Origin of the sequence: Streptomyces sp. NPDC046215, assembly GCF_040646215.1 — a bacterium.
GTDB classification, from domain to species: domain Bacteria; phylum Actinomycetota; class Actinomycetes; order Streptomycetales; family Streptomycetaceae; genus Streptomyces; species Streptomyces stramineus.
The window spans coordinates 1-20,010 of the sequence record NZ_JBEYZW010000062.1 but is presented as its reverse complement, the minus strand read 5'-3'; the positions used below and the strand labels follow the sequence as shown (position 1 = coordinate 20,010).

Here is a 20,010-nt window from a genome sequence, read left to right as displayed (position 1 = left end):
GCCCACCCGCCCCGCCGCAAGGGCATCATGGTCCGCATGCCTGAAGGAGACACTGTCTGGCGGTCCGCCCACCATCTCCACCGCGCCCTGGCAGGTGAGCCGCTCACCCGTTCCGACCTGCGCGTCCCCAAGCTCGCCACCGTCGATCTGGCGGGCCGCCGGGTCACCGAGGTCGTCCCCCGCGGCAAGCACCTGCTCACCCGGATCGAAGGCGGCCTCACCCTCCACTCGCACCTCAGAATGGACGGCGCCTGGCGCATCTACGCCCTCGGGGAGCGGTGGCGCGGCGGCCCCGCCCACCAGATCCGCGCCATCCTGGCCAACGCCGCGCACACCGCGGTCGGCTACCGCCTGCCCGTGCTGGACCTGTTGCGCACCGCCGAGGAGAGCACCGTCGTCGGCCATCTCGGCCCCGACCTGCTCGGCCCCGACTGGGACGCGGAGGAGGCACTGCGCCGGCTGCTCGCCGATCCCGGCCGCACGGTCGGTGAGGCCGTGCTCGACCAGCGCAACCTCGCCGGCGTCGGCAATGTCTACAAATCGGAGCTGTGCTTCATGCTCCGGATCTCCCCCTGGCTGCCCGTCTCGGCCGTCCCCGCCCCCGAGCGGCTGCCCGCCCTCGCCAAGAAGCTCCTGGAGGCGAACAAGAACCGGGCCGCCCGCATCACCACCGCCGACCCCCGGCCCGATGTGCGGCTGTGGGTGTACGGCCGCGCGGGCCGGCCCTGCCGCCGCTGCGGCACCCCGCTGCGCTCGGCCGACCAGGGACAGCCGGGCCAGGAGCGTCCCACCTACTGGTGCCCCCGCTGCCAGCCGTCGCCGGACGCCTGAGCCGCACGGGTGAACGCGCCGCCCCTCACGGCGCCGCGGACCGGACGCCCCGCCGCCCCCGCAGGGCCCTCAGAACCGCGGAGCCGACCGCCGAGGAGGACGCTTCCCGCCGCCCGCGCCTGCGGCGCGTCCACGGCACACAGTGCACGGGAAGCAGACTGAGCCCCCACCCTCCGGCGACGACGAGCGCCTCGACGGGCCCGCCCCTGTCCGGTTGCGCGACGAGCCGGACAGCGGCCCACCACCACACCGCGCCCACCGCGAGCGCGGTCACCCAGCCCCCCGGCCCGCGCGAGCGGCAGCGGCTCCGGAAGTCACGCCCGACCATGGCTGCCTCCTTCGGCCGACGACGTTAGACCGGCTTCCCTCCGCACGGGAGGGGGCACAGGCATTCCGCGACAGCGCGTGGCGGCCCCGTGGGCGCCCCTGGGGCGCGTCGGCGAATCTCGCCCGCCCGAACCCCCGCGGGCCACACGCCCCGGGCGTACGACGTGACCGTGCGGACGCCCCGGCGGCCTTGCCGTCAGCCGGGTGGGCCGCCGCGCAGCCGGGCCAGTTCCCGCTCCAGTTCCGTGATCCTGCGGTCACGGTGGTGCAGGTCGACGACGACGCGCTGTTCGCCCTCGTGGACGCCCTCCTGATAGACCCTGCGGACGAAGGCCCCGGCGGTCGTCCGGTCGAGGTCCGACACCACCATCAGCTCTTGGGTGAAGCGGATCACCGGTTGCTCGTCCATGCCCCCAGGAGAGCGCGGCCGCGGTGCCCCCGCCACCGGAACACCGCGGCGGGACGGGACATGGCGAATCCCCCGGACCGCCAGGGTCCGGGGGATTCGCCGCCCCGCTCACGCCGGGCTCAGGCGTTCTCGGCCTGGAACATCCAGTGGTGCTTCTCCAGGTCGCCCGTCAGACCGATCAGGATGTCCTGGGTCACCGGGTCCGGTTCGCCGGTGGACGTGATCCGCTCCCGCATCCGGGTGATCACGGCACCGAGGGCGTCGACCATGGTCTGCACCGCTCCGACGTCCTTGTTCCAGCCGTCGCCGACCGCGGCGATCCCGCTCGTCTTGGCGACGGTCTCCGCCCGGCCGTCGGGGGCGATGCCGAGCGCCGAGGCGCGTTCGGCCACAGTGTCGGCGTGCAGCCGCGCGCTCGCGACGACCTCGTCGAGCTGCAGGTGCACCGAGCGGAAACGCGGGCCCACCACGGTCCAGTGGACCTGCTTGGCCACCAGCGAGAGGTCGACCAGATCCACCAGGGCACCCTGCAGGGCGTCACCGACGGTCTTCCGGTCCTGCTCGGACAGCGGGCTCTTCACTACAGACATCCGCATCTCCTGTTCGACTGTCCAGTTCGATCCTTTTGCTCCTGGTTTCTCCACCATCGCATACCGGTGCAGAAGAGGCCGGAAACGCCAGGATCCCGGTCAGACTCCTGACCGGGATCTCTGGTGGAAAACACTTTTGTTCCAGACCGTTCCAGGCCGCTCCGGGCGGTCTCAGGCCGCGACCACATCCACGGCCTCGGCGGGAGCCTTGATCGTCACTCGCTCCCCCGGGACGCCCGTCACGGACGTTACGGACACCGAATTGAACATCGGCCGCATCGGCGCGGGTACCGGCTCACTCGCCGCCGCCGACTGCGCCAGCTCGGCGAGCGACAATTCATCGCTCACTTCGCGCATGACCTCGGACATCCTTACGTCCAGAGCGTCGCAGATTGCGGAGAGAAGCTCGGAGGACGCCTCTTTCTGCCCCCGCTCGACCTCGGAGAGGTAACCGAGCGAGACCCGGGCGGATGAGGAGACCTCGCGCAGAGTGCGGCCCTGGCGCTGGCGCTGCCGACGCAGCACGTCACCCAGCAGGCGACGGAGCAAAATCATCGGTGGCTCCCTCCTTGGACCGCGAATCCGGATCCTTCACGCCCCACCGTACCGCCTCGGGCTCCGGCCGTGCGGGGAGCTATGTCGTGTTCACTCAGGGCTGCAAACATCAATTCCCCCTGTTGTGTTCCGTATCCTTTGCGCCCACGTTTTCCGTCAGTTCGCTCAGCAGCAGTTCCAGCACGGCTTGTACGCTTTCCGCCCGGATCCGCGCACGGTTCCCGTCCAGCGAAAGCTCCCGCACGGAGGTTTCCCCGCCCGGACCCGCGGCGGCGACGAAGACCGTGCCGACGGGTCTGCCGTCCTGGGGGTCGGGCCCGGCGACGCCGGTCGTGGCGATCCCCCAGTCCGCGTCGAGCAGGGCCCGTACGCCGCGGGCCATCTGACGGGCCACCTCGGCGTCGACGGCGCCGTTGCGCGCGAGCAGGTCCCCGTCCACGCCCAGGACCTCGCGCTTGACGTCGGTGGCGTAGGAGGTGACGGAGCCGCGCACCGTGCGGGACGCCCCCGGCGCCTCGGTCAGCACGGCCGAAAGCTGACCCCCTGTGAGCGATTCCGCGGCGGCGACCGTCAGGCCCCCGTCCGCGAGCACGGCCAGGATCCGCGCCGCGGTGCCGGTGGTTCCGCTGCCCCCGCCGGTCATCGCACGGAGTCCAGCCGTACCCGTTCGCGCTGCGCGGCCAGTCCGGCCCGGCGCAGCACGACGGCCTGGCGCACGTAGTCGAGCCCGGTGAGCAGGGTCAACGCGACGGCCACGGCCATCACCCAGAAGCGTGCCGTGGCCAGGGGCCCCGTCAGGGCGAGGATGTACATGCCCACCCCCACGCCCTGGGCGAGGGTCTTCAGCTTGCCGCCGCGGCTGGCCGGGATGACACCGTGCCGGATCACCCAGAACCGCATCAGCGTGATGCCGATCTCGCGGACGAGGACCAGTCCCGTCACCCACCAGGGCAGGTCGTCCAGGACGGACAGGCAGATCAGCGCCGCGCCCATGATCGCCTTGTCGGCGATCGGGTCGGCGATCTTGCCGAAGTCGGTGACGAGGTTGTACATCCGGGCCAGGTGCCCGTCGAACAGATCGGTGATCATGGCAACGGCGAACGCCGCCCAGGCGAAGGAGCGCCAGGCCGGGTCATAGCCACCGTTGTGAAACATCAACAAGACAAACCCGGGCACCAGGAGCAGCCGCACCATGGTGAGGATATTGGCGATGTTCCACAGCCCGGCCGGCCGCACGGCCGGCGCCGAGGCGTGGCCTCCTGCGGCGGAGGCCGGGACTCCGGTCATCTGGCCGCCTCCTCGGTACACCCGACGTCACCCAGGGGCTCGGCGACGAGGTCCACTCCCTCGGTCGCCACCACCTTGGCCACGACCATGCGGCCGGGCGTGAGCTCCTGGTCGGTGGTGAGGAGCACCTGGCCGTCGGTCTCGGGCGCCTGGTGGGCGGCCCGGCCGATCACCCCGTCCTCCTCGTCCACGCGATCGACCAATACTTCAATGGTCTCTCCGAGCCGCTCTTCCGCGCGCTGGGCGGTGAGCTCCTCGGCCAGCCGGGAGATCCGCGCCAGCCGCTCGGCGACGACCTCGGGGTCGAGCTTCTGGTCGTAGGTGGCGGCTTCGGTGCCGTCCTCGTCGGAGTAGCCGAAGACACCGATCGCGTCCAGCCGCGCCCCGGTCAGGAAGCGCTCCAGCTCAGCCACGTCGTCCTCGGTCTCCCCGGGGAAGCCGACGATGAAGTTGGACCGGGCGCCGGCCTGCGGGGCCTTGGCGCGGATCTGGTCGAGCAGCTCCAGGAAGCGGTCGGTGTCACCGAAGCGGCGCATGGCGCGCAGCACTCCGGGGGCCGAGTGCTGGAAGGACAGGTCGAAGTACGGCGCGACCTTCTCCGTCGACGTGAGCACGTCGATCAGGCCCGGCCGCATCTCGGCGGGCTGGAGGTAGCTGACCCGGATGCGCTCCAGGCCGTCCACGGCCGCCAGCTCCGGCAGCAGCGTCTCCAGCAGCCGGATGTCGCCGAGGTCCTTGCCGTAGGAGGTGTTGTTCTCGGAGACGAGCATGACCTCCTTGACGCCCTGCTCCGCGAGCCAGCGCGTCTCGCCCAGCACATCAGAGGGGCGGCGGGAGATGAAGGATCCGCGGAAGGAGGGGATGGCGCAGAAGGAGCAGCGCCGGTCACAGCCGGAGGCGAGCTTCACCGAGGCCACGGGGCTGGAGCCGAGTCTGCGGCGCAGCGGCGCACGCGGCCCGGAGGCCGGGGCGACGCCTTCCGGCAGGTCCTCCGGAGGAGTGTCCTGCGCGTGGCCCGGCAGGGCCACCTCGGGCGCGCTCTGGCGGGCCGTGGGGCTGATCGGCAGCAGCTTGCGGCGGTCGCGCGGGGTGTGGGAGGCGTGGACGCCCCCGGAGAGGATGGTCTGGAGCCGGTCGGAGATGTCGGCGTAGTCGTCGAACCCCAGCACGCCGTCGGCCTCGGGCAGGGCCTCGGCCAGCTCCTTGCCGTACCGCTCGGCCATGCAGCCGACGGCGACGACGGCCTGGGTGCGACTGCTCTCCTTGAGGTCGTTGGCCTCGAGGAGGGCGTCGACGGAGTCCTTTTTGGCGGCTTCGACGAAGCCACAGGTGTTGACGACGGCCACGTCGGCGTCGGAGGCGTCCTCGACGAGGTCCCAGCCATCCGCCGCCAAGCGGCCTGCCAGCTCCTCCGAGTCCACCTCGTTACGGGCGCAGCCAAGTGTGACAAGAGCGACGGTACGGCGTTCGGGCATAGGGCTCAGCCTACTTTGTCCCGAGGCCGCATCCGTTGCCGAGTGTGCACCAGTACCGAGAGGCTGGTCACCCGACGGCGCGTCGCGCGGGGTGGGTCACGCCCGTCCCGCCGCCCCCTCCGGTGCCGGCCCCGTGCTGTTCCTGTGCAGGTCAGCCCTCCACGGGGTCGCCCTTGGTGTAGCTCAGCCGCTGGACCTTGCCGTCGTCGGCGAGGTTTTTGATCTCCTTGCCGTTCACGAACAGCTGCACGGCTCCGGCGTTGCCGAGGACCAGGTCGATCCGCTTGCTGTCGGTGAAGGTCTTGGAGGCTCCCTGCTTGAGGACGCCCTCCTCCAGCAGGCGGCCGTTGTGGTCCTTGGCGGACATCCAGGTCTGGCCGTTATCGGCGGTGAGCTTGACGGTGACCTTGTTGACGGGCACGCCGGCGACGGCGCTGCCGGACTGCTCCGGCTTGGGGTCGGCGGGCTTGTCGGGGCTGATCTTCCGGCTCGGGGACGCGCTCGGCTTGACGGAGGGGGCGTCGGCGGCGACGGAGCCGCCCGTCTCCTCGGCTCCGCCGTTGAAGAGCGTGAACCCCACGAAGCCCACGACCGCGACGATCGCGGCGACCATCGCCGCCGTCCAGTTGGGGCGCCGGGGCTCGGGGCGGATCCGCTCGGCTTCGAACAGGGGCGCCGCCGGGGTCGGCGAGGGCCGCCCGCCGTGCTCCGCGGCGTACTGCGCGATCAGGCCGGCCGGGTCGAGCCCGACGGTCTGGGCCAGCACACGGATATGTCCTCGGGCGTACACATGGCCACCACAACGCGAGAAGTCGTCCTGTTCGATCGCATGGACGATCGGGATGCGCACTCGGGTGGTCGAACTGACCTCTTCGACAGTCAGTCCGGCGTTGATACGGGCCTGCTGGAGAGCTCGGCCGATGGATGGCCGGTCGTCGTCCGCGTCTGACGCGGGAGAGTTGCCGATGGACACGTGGGCGCCTTTCGAGCGTGCAGCCACCTGCTGGAGGTTCAGTCTAGGGGGGATAGCAAAGCGTCGGGCAAGCGGGAAGCCGGACTTTGTACGCCATCAGATGATTCTGCGGCGCCGACGGTGGGACATCGGCCCGCCCCCTCTCTCCTCAACTCGGCGGGGCGCCGGGAGAAACGGTGTGACCAGGCATCTTTTCTCAGTTTTCCGGGATCCCAGGGGTCCCGGGGGTGCCGGGGGTCCCCGAGGCGCTGAGGACCCCCGGACGTCTCCCGGCCCGCCCTACGGCTGGGCGTCCCCGCGGATCACCGCGAGCACGGCGTCCAGCTCGTCGGGCTTGACCAGCACATCGCGGGCCTTGGAGCCCTCGCTCGGGCCCACGATGTTGCGCGACTCCATCAGGTCCATGAGTCTTCCCGCCTTGGCGAATCCCACACGCAGTTTCCGCTGCAGCATCGAGGTCGACCCGAACTGGGTGGAGACGACCAGCTCGGCCGCCTGGCACAGCAGGTCCAGGTCGTCGCCGATGTCCTCGTCGATCTCCTTCTTCTTGGCCGTGCCGACCGTGACGTCGTCGCGGAAGACGGGCGCCATCTGGTCCTTGCAGTGCTGGACGACGGTGGCGACTTCGGCCTCCGTCACGAACGCGCCCTGCATGCGCACCGGCTTGCCCGCTCCCATCGGCAGGAAGAGGCTGTCGCCCTTGCCGATCAGCTTCTCGGCGCCCGGCTGGTCGAGGATGACCCGGCTGTCGGCGAGCGAGGACGTCGCGAAGGCGAGCCGCGAGGGGACGTTCGCCTTGATCAGGCCGGTGACGACGTCGACGGACGGGCGCTGGGTGGCGAGCACGAGGTGGATGCCGGCGGCGCGCGCGAGCTGGGTGATGCGGACGATGGAGTCCTCGACGTCCCGCGGGGCCACCATCATCAGGTCCGCCAGCTCGTCCACGATGACGAGCAGGTACGGGTACGGCGAGAGCTCGCGCCCGCTGCCCTCCGGCGGCTTGACCTTGCCGGCCCGCACGGCCGCGTTGAAGTCGTCGATGTGCCGGAAGCCGAAGGCCGCCAGGTCGTCGTAGCGCAGGTCCATCTCGCGGACGACCCACTGCAGGGCCTCGGCGGCGCGCTTGGGGTTGGTGATGATCGGCGTGATCAGGTGCGGGATGCCCTCGTAGGCCGTCAGCTCCACGCGCTTGGGGTCGACGAGCACCATCCGCACGTCGTCGGGGGTGGCCCGGACCATGACGGAGGTGATCAGGCAGTTGATGCAGGACGACTTTCCGGAACCGGTGGCTCCGGCGACGAGGATGTGCGGCATCTTCGTCAGGTTGGCCATCACATAGCCGCCCTCGACGTCCTTGCCGAGGGCGACGAGCATCGGGTGCTCGTCCCCCGCCGCGTCCGCCAGCCGCAGCACGTCACCGAGGTTGACCATCTCGCGGTCGGTGTTCGGGATCTCGATGCCGACGGCCGACTTGCCGGGGATCGGGCTGATGATCCGGACGTCCGGGCTGGCCACGGCGTAGGCGATGTTCTTGGCGAGGGCCGTGATCCGCTCGACCTTGACGGCCGGCCCCAGCTCCACCTCGTACCGGGTGACCGTCGGACCGCGGGTGAAGCCGGTGACCGCCGCGTCCACCTTGAACTCCGCGAACACGTTCGTCAGTGAGGCGACTATGGCGTCGTTGGCGGCGCTGCGGGCCTTGCCCGGGCCACCGCGCTCCAGCAGGTCGAGGGACGGCAGCGCGTAGGTGATGTCACCCGACAGCTGGAGCTGCTCGGCCCGTGCGGGCAGGCCCCCCGTCGCCTCGGGGGCGGGCCGGGTGAGGTCCGGGACGCCCTTGGTGAGGTCCGGCACTCCTGCCAGCGGCTGTGTCACCTCCCGGTCGGCGCCGCGCGCGGTCGGCACGGCGCCCGGCTTGCCGCTCTCGGTGGAGATGCCGCTGCTGAGCCCGGCGACCAGCGGGGTCGGGGGCACGCCGTGCAGCACGGCGCCGTCGAGGGACGCGGCCGCGGCGGCCGCCATGTCCACCGCGTCCGGCTCCCGGCCCCCGGGGGGCTGTACGGGGGCCGCCCGGCGCGGCTTGCGGCGCTTGCTGGGCGCCTCTTCCTCGGCGTCCGCCGTGCCCGGGCCGCCGTCGGCGTCCGGGTGCGCGGAAGCGCGCCGGGGGCGCCTGGCGGGCGCTTCACGCCACTCGTCGTCGTACTCCGCCTGCGGGTCGTACTCCTCCGGGAGCGGTTCGATCAGCCCCAGCCGGATGCCCAGCTGACGCAGCCGCTGGGGGATGGTGTTGACCGGGGTGGCCGTGACCACCAGCAGCCCGAAGATCGTCAGCAGCACGAGCAGCGGCACGGCCAGCACCTCGCCGACCGTGAAGACCAGCGGCTTGGCGGCGGCCCAGCCGATCAGCCCGCCGGCGTCCTGCAGGGCCTGCGAGCCGTCGCCGCGGCCGGGCGACCCGCAGGCCACGTGGACCTGCCCGAGGACGCCGACCACCAGCGCGGACAGGCCGATGACGATCCTGCCGTTGGCCTCGGGCCGCTCGGGGTGGCGGAAGAGCCGGATCGCGATGGTGCCGAGCAGGACCGGCACCACCAGGTCGAGGCGGCCGAAGGCACCGGTGACAAGCATCGTCACCAGCTCCCCGACCGGGCCCTCAAGGCTGGACCAGGTGCCGGCCGCGACGATGAGGGCGAGGCCCAGGAGGAGCAGCGCCAGCCCGTCCTTGCGGTGCGCGGGGTCCAGACCCTTGGCGCCGCGCCCGACGCCGCGGAAGAGCGCGCCCACGCCATGGGCGATGCCGCGTCCGACGCGGCGCACACCGCCGGGTACCGCGGGGGCCCGCTTGGGCGCCGCCTTGGCGGCGGGCTTCCTGGCGGGAGCCCGGCGGGCGGGCGCGCGGTTGGCGGGCTTCGGCGGCGCCTTCTTCGCGGCGGTCTTCTTGGCGGCGCTCCCGGGGCGTCCGGCGCGCTGCTTCGAGGTGCCCGCCGTGCTCTGGGAACCCTTGCCGGACGTACGTGAGGCCATGGAGCCGAGATTACCGCCGTCGGGCGCGTGGGACACCTGCGCCCTTGCCTTCACCCATTCGTGTCGCGCTCCCGTGATACCAAGGGTGACGCGACGTCAGAGACTCAGCTCTGCGAGGGAAGCGGGCTGGCGCCGCTGCCCGCCCCGGGCTCCAGGGCGTCCAGCGCCCGCCGCAGCCCGGTGAGTTTGCGCTCCAGGTGGGCGGCGGTGGCGACGGCCGCGGCGTCCGCTGATTCGTCCAGCTGCTTGGTGAGCGCCTCGGCCTGCTCCTCGACGGCGGCGAGCCGGGCGGAGAGCTCGGCGAGCAGCCCCGCGGGCTCCTGGGCGGCGGCCGCGCCGGAGCGCCCCTGCCCGCTCTCCAGTTGGAGCCGCAACAGGGCGGCCTGCTCCCGCAGCTGGCAGTTCTTCATATACAGCTCGACGAACACCGAGACCTTGGCGCGCAGCACCCAGGGGTCGAACGGCTTGGAGATGTAGTCGACCGCGCCCGCCGCGTAGCCGCGGAAGGTGTGGTGCGGGCCGTGGTTGATGGCCGTGAGGAAGATGATCGGGATGTCCCGCGTCCGCTCCCGCCGCTTGATGTGCGCGGCGGTCTCGAAGCCGTCCATGCCCGGCATCTGGACGTCCAGCAGGATGACCGCGAAATCGTCCGTCAGCAGCGCCTTGAGCGCTTCCTCCCCTGACGATGCCCGTACCAGTGTCTGATCGAGCGCCGAGAGGATCGCCTCCAGCGCCAGCAGATTTTCCGGCCGGTCATCGACCAGGAGGATCTTGGCCTTCTGAACCATGCCCCGTCCTCCTCGTCCCGGCTTGGGGTCTCCCCAGCTCGCAGAGCCGGGGGAGGCACCGGGCGCCGCCCCAGGGGACGACTCCCTTGCGCCGCCCGTCCTTGTGCCGGTCATGGTAGCCGCACCCTGCCGGTCGCCACACCCTGTCACCGCGATGTCACTGTGCACGTAGCAGAAACGTAGTGGGAGACCAGAAGGTTCCCCGAATCCCGCGCTCCCACACGTCTCCGGCCACAGTCAGTCAACAGATGGTCAGGAACCTTCCGGTCATCCATCACTCGGCGCGCATCCACTGCTCCATCAACGTCAGGAGCTGATCCGTGTCGACCGGTTTGGTGACGTAGTCGGACGCTCCGGCGTCGATGCTCTTCTCCCGGTCGCCCTTCATCGCCTTGGCCGTGAGCGCGATGATGGGCAGCCCCGCGAACTGCGGCATCCTGCGGATCGCGGCCGTCGTGGCGTAGCCGTCCATCTCCGGCATCATGATGTCCATCAGGACGACCGCGACGTCGTCGTGCTGCTCCAGGACCTCGATCCCCTCGCGGCCGTTCTCCGCGTAGAGCACCGAGAGCCCGTGCTGCTCCAGCACGCTCGTCAGCGCGAAGACATTGCGGATGTCGTCGTCGACGATCAGCACCTTCTCGCCGCGGAAGCCCCCCTTGAAACCGGTGCCGAATCCGTTGGCAGACGGTTGCTCTCCGTTACCGGCGAGCTCGCCGGCCCAGGTACCCTCCTGCGGCGCCGACGACTCCGCGGCCGGTGCGCCGAAGGCCGGGCCGGGCAGGGCCGGCCACTGGCTCGCCGCCTGCGCGGCCCGCTGGCGGCGCAGGAACAGCCCCGCGGCCCCGCGCGCCGGCACCTCCGCCGCCCGCCCCTCGGAGGCGTACTCGCCACCGTGCTCGACATGGCCCGCGCCGCCCGCCGTCTCCGGCCCGGCGACGCCGTGGCCGCCGGGCGCGAGCTGCGGATAGCCCTGGGGCGGCAGCTCACCGGCGTTGAGCGGGAGGTACAGGGTGAAGGTGGAGCCCCGCCCGGGCTCGCTCGCCGCGTCGATCTCGCCGCCGAGCAGCCGGGCGATCTCCCGGCTGATGGACAGCCCGAGCCCGGTGCCGCCGTACTTGCGGCTGGTCGTGCCGTCGGCCTGCTTGAAGGCCTCGAAGATCACCCTCATCTTGCTGGCCGCGATGCCGATGCCGGTGTCCGTGACCGAGAAGGCGATCACGTCGCCGTCCGCGTCGCGCAGCGAACCGGCCTCCAGCAGCTGCTCCCGGATGCCGTCCGGCACATCGCCGCCGGCCGGGCGGATGACCAGCTCGACGGCGCCGGTGTCGGTGAACTTCACCGCGTTGGACAGGAGGTTGCGCAGGACCTGGAGCAGCCGCTGCTCGTCGGTGTGCAGCGTCGCCGGGAGCTCCGGGGAGACGCGTACGGAGAAGTCGAGTCCCTTCTCCGCCGTCAGGGGCCGGAAGGTGGCCTCCACATAGTCGACGAGCTGGACCAGGGCGATCCGCGTCGGGCTGACGTCCATCTTGCCCGCCTCGACCTTCGACAGGTCCAGGATGTCGTTGATCAGCTGGAGCAGGTCGGAGCCCGCGCCGTGGATCGTCTCGGCGAACTCGACCTGCTTGGGCGAGAGATTGCCCTCGGCGTTGTCCGCGAGCAACTTCGCCAGGATCAGCAGCGAGTTGAGCGGGGTGCGCAGCTCGTGCGACATGTTCGCGAGGAACTCGGACTTGTAGCGCATCGAGACAGCGAGCTGCTCGGCGCGCTCCTCCAGCACCTGCCGGGCCTCTTCGATCTCGGTGTTCTTGACCTCGATGTCGCGGTTCTGCCGGGCGAGGCGCTCGGACTTCTCCTCCAGCTCGGCGTTGGAGATCTCCAGTGCCTTCTGCCGGTTCTCCAACTCCGCGGACCGCTCGCGCAGTTGCTCGGTGAGCTCCTGCGACTGCTTGAGAAGTACCTCCGTCTTGGTGTTGACGCTGATGGTGTTGACGCTCGTGCCGATCATCTCGGCGATCTGGTTGAGGAAGTCCTTCTGGATCTGCGCGAACGGCTGGAACGACGCCAGCTCGATCACACCGAGGATCTGTCCCTCGAAGAGCACCGGCAGCACGATGACATGGGCCGGGGGCGCCTCCCCGAGCCCGGACGCGATCTTCAGATAGCCCGGTGGCACGTTCTCCACGAGGATCGTGCGCTTCTCCTGGGCCGCCGTGCCGATGAGGGTCTCCCCCGGGCTGAACGACGTGGGCATCGAGCCCATCGAGTAGCCGTAGGAGCCGAGCATGCGCAGCTCGTACGCGTCGTCGTCGGTCTCGGCGCCCTGGGCGGCCGTGGGCATGGCCAGGAAGAACGCGCCGTGCTGCGCGGAGACCACCGGCGTCAGCTCGCTCATGATCAGGCCGGCGACGTCCTCCAGATCCCGCCGGCCCTGCATCAGCCCGGAGATGCGGGCAAGGTTGCCCTTGAGCCAGTCCTGCTCCTTGTTGGCGAGCGTCGTCTCCCGCAGGTTGGCGATCATCGTGTTGATGTTGTCCTGGAGCTCCAGGATCTCGCCGGCCGCGTCCACGTCGATCTTGAGGTTGAGGTCGCCGCGGGTCACGGCCGTGGCGACCTCGGCGATGGCCCGGACCTGACGGGTCAGGTTGCCGGCCATCTCGTTGACCGACTCGGTGAGGTCGCGCCAGGTGCCGTCCACGTCGCGCACCCGCGCCTGCCCGCCCAGCTGGCCCTCGGTGCCCACCTCGCGGGCCACGCGGGTCACCTGGTCGGCGAACGAGGACAGCTGGTCGACCATCGTGTTGATGGTGGTCTTCAGCTGGAGGATCTCGCCGCGCGCATCGATGTCGATCTTCTTGGTGAGGTCGCCCTGGGCGATGGCGGTGGTCACCATCGCGATGTTGCGGACCTGGCCGGTGAGGTTGGACGCCATCGAGTTGACCGACTCGGTGAGGTCCTTCCAGGTGCCGCTCACGCCCAGAACCCTGGCCTGCCCGCCGAGGATGCCGTCGGTACCCACCTCGCGGGCCACGCGCGTGACCTCGTCGGCGAAGGACGACAAGGTCGTCACCATGGTGTTGACGGTGTCGGCGAGCTGCGCGACCTCGCCGCGCGCCTCGACGGTCACCTTCTTGGTGAGGTCGCCGTTGGCGACCGCGCTCGCGACCTGCGAGATGTTGCGGACCTGGCTGGTCAGGTTGTTGGCCATCAGGTTGACGTTGTCGCTGAGGTCCTTCCAGATGCCGGTGACGTCCCGCACCCGTGCCTGACCGCCCAGCTGGCCCTCGGTTCCCACGTCGCGGGCGACCCGGTTCACCTGCTCGGCGAAGTCGGACAGCTGGTCCACCATGGTGTTCACGGTGGTGACGAGCTCGAGGATCTCGCCCTTGGCGTCGACGGTGATCTTCTTCGACAGGTCGCCCTTGGCGACCGCCGTCGTCACCTCGGCGATGTTGCGGACCTGCGAAGTCAGGTTGTTGGCCATGAAGTTGACGGACTGGGTGAGGTCCTTCCAGGTGCCGGAGACACCCTGCACCTCCGCCTGACCGCCCAGGATGCCCTCGGTGCCGACCTCGCGGGCGACCCGCGTGACCTGGTCGGCGAACGAGGACAGCTGATCCACCATCGTGTTGAGGGTGTTCTTCAGCTCCAGGATCTCGCCCCGGGCATCCACATCGATCTTCTGCGACAGATCACCGCGCGCCACCGCGGTGGCGACCTGGGCGATGTTGCGGACCTGCGCGGTCAGGTTCCCCGCCATGCCGTTCACGGAGTCGGTCAGGTCGCGCCAGACACCGGCCACGCCGGGCACCTGTGCCTGGCCGCCCAGCCGCCCGTCGGTGCCCACCTCGCGGGCGACGCGGGTGACCTGGTCAGCGAAGGCCGAGAGCTGGTCGACCATCGTGTTGATGGTGTTCTTCAGCTCCAGGATCTCGCCCCGGGCATCCACATCGATCTTCTGCGACAGATCACCGCGCGCCACCGCCGTCGTCACCTGGGCGATCTGGCGAACCTGCGAGGTGAGGTTGCCGGCCATGAAGTTGACCGAGTCGGTCAGCTCCTTCCAGGTGCCGCTGACCCCGTCCACCCGGGCCTGGCCGCCCAGCCGGCCCTCCGTGCCCACGTCGCGCGCCATCCGCGTGACCTGGTCGGCGAACGAGGACAGCTGATCCACCATGGTGTTGACGGTGTTCTTCAGCTGCAGCATCTCGCCGGACACGTCGACGGTGACCTTCTGCGACAGGTCGCCGTTGGCGACCGCCGTGGTGACCTGCGCGATGTTGCGGACCTGGCCGGTGAGGTTGCGGAAGGCGGTGTTCACCGAGTCGGTGAGGTCCTTCCACGTCCCCGCGGCGCCCGGCACGGCCGCCTGGCCGCCCAGCTCACCCTCGACACCGATCTCCCGCGCCACCCGCGTCACCTCGGCACCGAAGGCGGAGAGCTGGTCGACCATGGTGTTGACGGTGTTCTTCAGCTCCAGCATTTCGCCGGACACGTCGACGGTGACCTTCTGGCCGAGGTCGCCGTTGGCGACCGCCGTCGTCACCTGGGCGATGTCCCGCACCTGCGTGGTGACGTTGCGGAAGGCGGTGTTCACCGAGTCGGTGAGGTCCTTCCACGTCCCCGCGGCGCCCGGGACCTGCGCCTGGCCGCCCAGCAGACCCTCGGCGCCGACTTCGCTGGCCACCCGCGTGACCTCGTCGGCGAAGGTCCGCAGGGTCTCCGTCATCTGGTTGATCGTCTCGGCCAGCTGCGCGACCTCGCCGCGCGCGCTGACCGTCACCTTCTGCGACAGGTCGCCGTTGGCGACCGCCGTGGTGACCTGCGCGATGCCGCGCACCTGGGCGGTGAGGTTGCCGGCCATCAGGTTCACCGAGTCAGTGAGGTCCTTCCAGACCCCCGCGACCCCGGGCACCTGCGCCTGGCCGCCGAGCTCGCCCTCGGTCCCCACTTCCCGGGCCACTCGCGTGACCTCGGAGGCGAAGGAGGAGAGCTGGTCGACCATCGTGTTGACGGTGTTCTTCAGCTCCAGCATCTCCCCGGCCACATGGACCGTGACCTTGCGGGAGAGATCGCCCTTCGCGACGGCCGTCGTCACGAGAGCAATGTCACGCACCTGGGCGGTGAGCCGGGACGCCATCGTGTTGACGGAATCCGTGAGGTCCTTCCATGAGCCGGACATTCCACGCACCCGGGCCTGCCCGCCCAGCTTGCCCTCGGTCCCGACCTCGCTGGCGACGCGCGTCACCTCGTCGGTGAACGCCGACAGCTGGTCGACGAGCCCGTTGACCGTGCGCCCGACCTTGAGGAACTCGCCCCGCAGCGGGTGCGCCGCCCCGTCCGCGCCCTGCGAGCGCAGGTCCATCCGCTGTTCGAGATCGCCCTCCGCCACGGCGGACAGCACCCGGCCCACCTCGGACACGGGCCGCACCAGGTCGTCCACCAGGGCGTTCGACGCGTCGATGGCCGCCGCCCAGGCGCCCTCGCAGGCCCCCACCTCCAGCCGTTCCGTGAGCTTTCCCTCACGTCCGACCACCCGGCGCACCCGCGCCAGCTCGCCGGTCAGCTGCAGGTTGCGGTCGGCGACCTCGTTGAAGACGGCCGCGATCTCGGCCATCGCACCGTCGCCCGACACCGTCAGCCGCTTACGGAAGTTCCCGTCCCGCATCGCGGCGAGCGCCGACAGCAGCCGGTTCAGGGCCGCCGTGTCCACTTCCGTCGTCCCATTGGCCCGGGACCGTCCGCCCTTCGCGCGCGTGCTCACGCCCCGCGCCGCTGCGCCAGACTCCACCGTGTCCCTCCCGCTGGGTCGATCATCGTCGTCGGGCTTCCACTGCAATCTTTCCCAGTGTTTCACCCCGGCCCAACCAGGCCATAACAGTTCGGCAGCATCGCACACGGTCCGCGGGCACTCCCAAGGTGGAATCAGCACGCACCGGCCTCCGCCCGTGCTGTGAAGGTAAGTAACCTGGCATCCGGCCGGGGCAACGGAGGGGCGCTGCGACATGGGTGAGCAGATCGCCGAGACCTACACGAGGAGACCTGTGATCACCGCGCGGGCTGCCGCCACCTTCGAGCCGGTCGGACGCTCGGTAGCCTCCGCCCGGGCCTTCGTACGGGACACGCTCCAGGGGTGGGGGTTTCCCGACATCATCGATGACGCGGTGGTCCTGACCAGCGAGCTCGTCACCAACGCCGTCGTCCACGCCGGCACCGCCGCCGATGTCCTGTGCATGCGGACCGTCGACGGGGTCCGGGTCGAGGTCGCCGACCGCTACCCCGACCGCGAGCTGCCCCTCCAGGGCACCGCCCGCCGCCTCGGCGGCGTCGACCGGGAAGGCGGCCGCGGCCTGCTGCTCTGTGCCGCCCTGGCCAGCCGCTGGGGCGTCGAGTACAGCTCCAGCCACAAGCAGGTCTGGTTCCAGCTCGACCTGCCCGACCGCCCCGCGGGCACCCGCTCCGCCGGTCCCGCCCTCCCCGCCGAGGCGCTGCCCGTCGCGGACGCCCGCGTCCGGGTCGCCGTCATCCAGATCGAACGCACCGGGGGAATCACCGCCTGGAATGATGACGCCGAATCCATGTTCGGTTTCTCTCTGGAGCAGGTCACCGGCAAGCCCCTGGCCGACTTCGCCGCCTGGCCGCACACCCCCGGCACGTCCACGGGCATCGCGGAGGCGCTCCGGCTCTCCCGCTGGGAAGGCTCGTACGGCATAAGGGGAGCGGACGGCCGCATCATCCCGGTCTACGCCTCGCACCTGCGCGTCCGTGACACCGACGGGGCTCCCTCCACCGTCTGTCTGCTCGTCCGCGAGGACGAGCGCGCCGTGCTCCAGAGCCTCCAGCGCTCCCCGGTCACGGACGGCGGCGGCGAGCGGGGCACCGCCACCGACCCGTTCGAGGTCTTCATCGGCTCGCCCGCCCCCGACGATCTGGACGGCTTGCTGCAGCGCACGGTCGAGCGGGCGCGTGACATGCTCGACGGGGACGCCGCCTATCTGCTGCTGGCAACCGACGACGAGACGGAGCTGGAGGTCCGCGCGTCGACGGGCCTGCCGTCCGCGCGCCAGCGATTCGCCCGGGTCCCCGTCGAGGCCGGCACGGGCCGTTACGGCTCGGCCCGGATGCCCGCGGTCCACGAGGACCTGGCCGTGATTCCCGGCGCCGTGCCCCTGCTGGCCGACACCGGCATGCGCTCGGTCGTCACGGTCCCCCTGAAGGTGGAGGGCCGGCTGACGGGCTCGCTGGGCGTGGCCGCCGAGGCCGCCGGCCGGTACAGCAACGAGGAGGCCCTGCGCCTCCAGTTCGCCGCCGACCGCATCGCTCTCGCCGTGGAGCGGGCCCGCCTCAACGAACTCGAGCGGCTGCGCCGCGGTTCGCTGTCCTTCCTCGTCGAGGCGTCCGATCTGCTGGCCGGGACCCTGGACCGGGACCAGACGCTGGCCCTCATGGCCCAGATGACGGTCCCCACCCTGGCCACCTGGTGTGCTGTGTACACCGTCGCGGATCCGGCGTCCGACCCCGAGCTGTCGTATGTTCTGCACGAGGACGAGGACCGTATCGACGGGGTGAAGACCCTGCTGGGCAGGCTGGCCCCGCCGGAGCCGGTGCTCACTCCCGGCGCACGGGTCTGGACCGCGCCCGCGGAGGCGGCGCACGCGGCGGCGCTCCGCAGTTCGCTGCGCAGTCTCGGTCTCGCGGAGGGCACCCACCACGCGGTGGGCCCGGGGACGTCGCTGGCCACGGCGGGGGCGGTGGGCGGGGAGACGGTCGTGCTGCCGCTGGTGGCCCGCAACCGCGTCATCGGCATGCTGACGCTCGGCAAGCCGACGGACGACCACTTCCGCCAGGAGATCCTGGAACTGGCCGAGGATCTCTCCCGCCGGGCCGCGCTCGCCCTGGACAACGCCCGTCTGTACAGCGAGCGCACGGCCATCAGCCAGTCCCTGCAGCGGAGCCTGCTGCCCCCGGAGCTGCCGACCGTCCCCGGCGTCGAGGTCGACGTCATCTACCGGGCGGCGGGCGAGGGGAACGAGGTCGGCGGTGATTTCTACGACCTCTTCCCGATCCGCGACGGCGCGTACGGGTTCGCCATCGGCGATGTCTGCGGCACGGGCCCGGAGGCGGCGGCGGTGACGGGTCTCGCTCGGCATGCCCTGCGTCTCCTCGCACGTGAGGGGTACGGCGGTCCCGCGGTCCTGGAGCGGCTCAATGCCGCCATTCTCGACGAGGGGGCCCGCAGCCGCTTCCTGACGCTCCTGTACGGCGAGCTGTGGCCGCAGGAGGACGGCAGCGCGGTCCTGAAGGTGGTCTGCGCGGGTCACCCGCTGCCGTTGCGGCTGCGGCCGGACGGCAGCGTCGAGGCGGCGGCGGATCCGCAGCCGCTGCTGGGCGTCATGGAGGATCTGGAGCTGTACGAGCAGACGGTCACCCTCGAGCCGGGCGACGTCCTGCTGTGTGTGACGGACGGTGTCACGGAGCGCCGGGAGGGGTCCCGCATGCTCGGGGACGACGGTCTGAGCGATGTTCTGACGACCTGTACGGGTCTGACGGCCGGTGCGGTGGCCGCCCGTATTCTCCGCGCCGTCGAGCGGTTCGCCGCGGAGCCCGCGTCCGACGACATGGCCATTCTGGCGATGCGCGTGCCCGAGCGTCAGGAGGCGTGAGCGGGGCCGGGGAAGTGTCCGGATACGAGAAAGGCCCCCGCCGTCAGGCGGGGGCCTTTCTTCGTGGAGCCCCAATACGGAATCGAACCGTAGACCTTCTCCTTACCATGGAGACGCTCTGCCGACTGAGCTATTGGGGCCAGCAACGAGATAAAGCATACCCGACGTTCGCACGTCCTTTTGACCATGCGGGAGGTTCAGGCCGGCACCTTCAGCAGACCGCCGAGCGCGTTGCACGCCGAGACGATGCGGTGCAGTTCGCGTTCGGGGGTTCCCGCGTCCACGGGCAGGGCCAGGCACTGGTCGGCGGCCCGTTCGGTCTCGGCGAGCCAGAGCTCCCGCCGGAAGGCCGGCGTGCGGTGGACGGGCGTCTGTACGGGTACGTGGCACCGTACGCGGCGGGCCCGCAGGGCGCGGGCGAAGGCGTCGCGGTCGGGCCGCCCGTTGCCGGGTACCCGCACGACGTACGAGCGGTAGGTGTGCTCGGTGCCCGGTGTGACGGCGGGGGTCAGCAGGCCGGTGAGCCGCGCGTTGAGGTAGGCCGCGGCCTCTTGGCGGCGCCTGGTGCCCTCGTGGGCCGACTCCAGGGGCTCGTATTCGATGACGAGGAGTCCGCGCTTGTCGGCCACGGCGCGCAGTGCGGGGAGGTCGGCCCTGCGCCCGAAGAGGTGGACGGGCAGCACGGCGGCGGTGCGCAAGGACACGGTCGCGGCCACGGAGGCCGCGTCGAGGCAGAGGCTCCACGGGTCGATGTCGGCGAACACGGGCCGCGCGCCGGCCCGGCGGACGGCTTCGGCGGCGTCGGCCGTGGCGTAGGAGGGCACGATGACTTCGTCGCCCGCGCCGATACCCGCTGCTGTCAGCATCTCCTCTGTCCCCATACGGGGAGGGTGACGGCGCAACGTTAACGGAGAGTGACGCAGTGCAGTTCATCGTGAAAACAAAAAAGCTCCGGTATCTGAACCTAAGTTCAGATACCGGAGCTTTTTGAATAATTGTTCGGCGGCGTCCTACTCTCCCACACGGTCCCCCATGCAGTACCATCGGCGCTGAAAGGCTTAGCTTCCGGGTTCGGAATGTTACCGGGC

14 protein-coding genes, 1 tRNA gene and 1 rRNA gene are annotated in these 20,010 nt (G+C 70.8%); 2 read left to right on the top strand and 14 right to left on the bottom strand.

Annotation, left to right across the window (positions count from 1 at the left end; all coding sequences use genetic code 11):
- Window positions 1-36: 36 nt before the first annotated feature.
- Window positions 37-831: a DNA-formamidopyrimidine glycosylase family protein gene (locus ABZ951_RS23910; protein WP_344089993.1), complete on the top strand. Its 795-nt coding sequence runs from the start codon at window positions 37-39 to the stop codon at window positions 829-831.
- 25 nt (window positions 832-856) lie between these two features.
- Here the strand turns inward: ABZ951_RS23910 and ABZ951_RS23905 are convergent, their stop codons facing one another.
- The 11 genes from ABZ951_RS23905 to ABZ951_RS23855 form a co-directional block, all read right to left on the bottom strand.
- Window positions 857-1,159, bottom strand: a complete 303-nt coding sequence (locus tag ABZ951_RS23905) for a hypothetical protein (RefSeq protein WP_344089996.1) — start codon at window positions 1,157-1,159, stop codon at window positions 857-859.
- A 195-nt stretch (window positions 1,160-1,354) separates the two neighbouring features.
- Window positions 1,355-1,567, bottom strand: coding sequence for a hypothetical protein (locus tag ABZ951_RS23900; protein ID WP_344089998.1), 213 nt, complete (start codon window positions 1,565-1,567; stop codon window positions 1,355-1,357).
- Between the two features lie 119 nt (window positions 1,568-1,686).
- Window positions 1,687-2,157 carry a DNA starvation/stationary phase protection protein gene (locus ABZ951_RS23895; protein WP_344090000.1) on the bottom strand — a complete coding sequence of 157 codons (471 nt, stop codon included), beginning with the start codon at window positions 2,155-2,157 and terminating at the stop codon, window positions 1,687-1,689.
- A gap of 171 nt (window positions 2,158-2,328) precedes the next feature.
- Window positions 2,329-2,712: a helix-turn-helix transcriptional regulator gene (locus ABZ951_RS23890; RefSeq protein ID WP_086566431.1), complete on the bottom strand. Its 384-nt coding sequence runs from the start codon at window positions 2,710-2,712 to the stop codon at window positions 2,329-2,331.
- A gap of 109 nt (window positions 2,713-2,821) precedes the next feature.
- Complete coding sequence (locus ABZ951_RS23885) at window positions 2,822-3,355, bottom strand: nicotinamide-nucleotide amidohydrolase family protein (protein ID WP_344090011.1); 534 nt, start codon at window positions 3,353-3,355, stop codon at window positions 2,822-2,824.
- Window positions 3,352-3,999, bottom strand: a complete 648-nt coding sequence (gene pgsA, locus ABZ951_RS23880) for a CDP-diacylglycerol--glycerol-3-phosphate 3-phosphatidyltransferase (protein WP_344090013.1) — start codon at window positions 3,997-3,999, stop codon at window positions 3,352-3,354. Before pgsA ends, ABZ951_RS23885 begins: the two co-directional genes overlap by 4 nt.
- Complete coding sequence (gene rimO / locus ABZ951_RS23875; protein ID WP_344090015.1) at window positions 3,996-5,474, bottom strand: 30S ribosomal protein S12 methylthiotransferase RimO; 1,479 nt, start codon at window positions 5,472-5,474, stop codon at window positions 3,996-3,998. The genes pgsA and rimO overlap by 4 nt, the downstream gene beginning before the upstream one ends.
- 151 nt (window positions 5,475-5,625) lie before the next feature.
- On the bottom strand, window positions 5,626-6,447 hold the full coding sequence (locus ABZ951_RS23870; protein WP_344090038.1) for a RodZ domain-containing protein: 822 nt from the start codon (window positions 6,445-6,447) through the stop codon (window positions 5,626-5,628).
- Between the two features lie 279 nt (window positions 6,448-6,726).
- Window positions 6,727-9,471, bottom strand: a complete 2,745-nt coding sequence (locus tag ABZ951_RS23865) for a DNA translocase FtsK (RefSeq protein WP_344090017.1) — start codon at window positions 9,469-9,471, stop codon at window positions 6,727-6,729.
- 104 nt (window positions 9,472-9,575) lie between these two features.
- Entirely contained in the window at window positions 9,576-10,259 is a 684-nt protein-coding gene (locus ABZ951_RS23860) for a response regulator (RefSeq protein WP_344090019.1), read from the bottom strand.
- Between the two features lie 274 nt (window positions 10,260-10,533).
- Complete coding sequence (locus ABZ951_RS23855) at window positions 10,534-16,050, bottom strand: HAMP domain-containing protein (RefSeq protein WP_344090021.1); 5,517 nt, start codon at window positions 16,048-16,050, stop codon at window positions 10,534-10,536.
- Window positions 16,051-16,264: 214 nt separating this feature from the next.
- Here ABZ951_RS23855 and ABZ951_RS23850 point away from each other — a divergent pair, with 214 nt between their 5' ends.
- Window positions 16,265-18,922 (top strand): SpoIIE family protein phosphatase, encoded by a 2,658-nt coding sequence (locus tag ABZ951_RS23850; protein ID WP_344090023.1) that lies wholly within the window; start codon window positions 16,265-16,267, stop codon window positions 18,920-18,922.
- A 64-nt stretch (window positions 18,923-18,986) separates the two neighbouring features.
- Here the strand turns inward: ABZ951_RS23850 and ABZ951_RS23845 are convergent.
- From ABZ951_RS23845 to rrf, 3 genes are all read right to left on the bottom strand, one after another.
- Window positions 18,987-19,062: transfer RNA gene (locus tag ABZ951_RS23845), tRNA-Thr, on the bottom strand.
- A 57-nt stretch (window positions 19,063-19,119) separates the two neighbouring features.
- Entirely contained in the window at window positions 19,120-19,803 is a 684-nt protein-coding gene (locus ABZ951_RS23840; protein WP_344090025.1) for a DegT/DnrJ/EryC1/StrS family aminotransferase, read from the bottom strand.
- 116 nt (window positions 19,804-19,919) lie between these two features.
- A 5S ribosomal RNA gene (gene rrf, locus ABZ951_RS23835) occupies window positions 19,920-20,010 on the bottom strand; the annotation flags it as partial.

What these genes read in the sequence shown, in the direction of transcription:
- ABZ951_RS23890 (WP_086566431.1), bottom strand. Translation starts at nt 2,712, where the DNA reads ATGATTTTGCTCCGTCGCCTGCTGGGTGACGTGCTGCGTCGGCAGCGC.
- ABZ951_RS23900 (WP_344089998.1), bottom strand. Translation starts at nt 1,567, where the DNA reads ATGGACGAGCAACCGGTGATCCGCTTCACCCAAGAGCTGATGGTGGTG.
- ABZ951_RS23910 (WP_344089993.1), top strand. Translation starts at nt 37, where the DNA reads ATGCCTGAAGGAGACACTGTCTGGCGGTCCGCCCACCATCTCCACCGC.
- ABZ951_RS23885 (WP_344090011.1), bottom strand. Translation starts at nt 3,355, where the DNA reads ATGACCGGCGGGGGCAGCGGAACCACCGGCACCGCGGCGCGGATCCTG.
- pgsA (WP_344090013.1), bottom strand. Translation starts at nt 3,999, where the DNA reads ATGACCGGAGTCCCGGCCTCCGCCGCAGGAGGCCACGCCTCGGCGCCG.
- ABZ951_RS23895 (WP_344090000.1), bottom strand. Translation starts at nt 2,157, where the DNA reads ATGTCTGTAGTGAAGAGCCCGCTGTCCGAGCAGGACCGGAAGACCGTC.
- rimO (WP_344090015.1), bottom strand. Translation starts at nt 5,474, where the DNA reads ATGCCCGAACGCCGTACCGTCGCTCTTGTCACACTTGGCTGCGCCCGT.
- ABZ951_RS23905 (WP_344089996.1), bottom strand. Translation starts at nt 1,159, where the DNA reads ATGGTCGGGCGTGACTTCCGGAGCCGCTGCCGCTCGCGCGGGCCGGGG.
- ABZ951_RS23860 (WP_344090019.1), bottom strand. Translation starts at nt 10,259, where the DNA reads ATGGTTCAGAAGGCCAAGATCCTCCTGGTCGATGACCGGCCGGAAAAT.
- ABZ951_RS23865 (WP_344090017.1), bottom strand. Translation starts at nt 9,471, where the DNA reads ATGGCCTCACGTACGTCCGGCAAGGGTTCCCAGAGCACGGCGGGCACC.
- ABZ951_RS23850 (WP_344090023.1), top strand. Translation starts at nt 16,265, where the DNA reads ATGGGTGAGCAGATCGCCGAGACCTACACGAGGAGACCTGTGATCACC.
- ABZ951_RS23840 (WP_344090025.1), bottom strand. Translation starts at nt 19,803, where the DNA reads ATGGGGACAGAGGAGATGCTGACAGCAGCGGGTATCGGCGCGGGCGAC.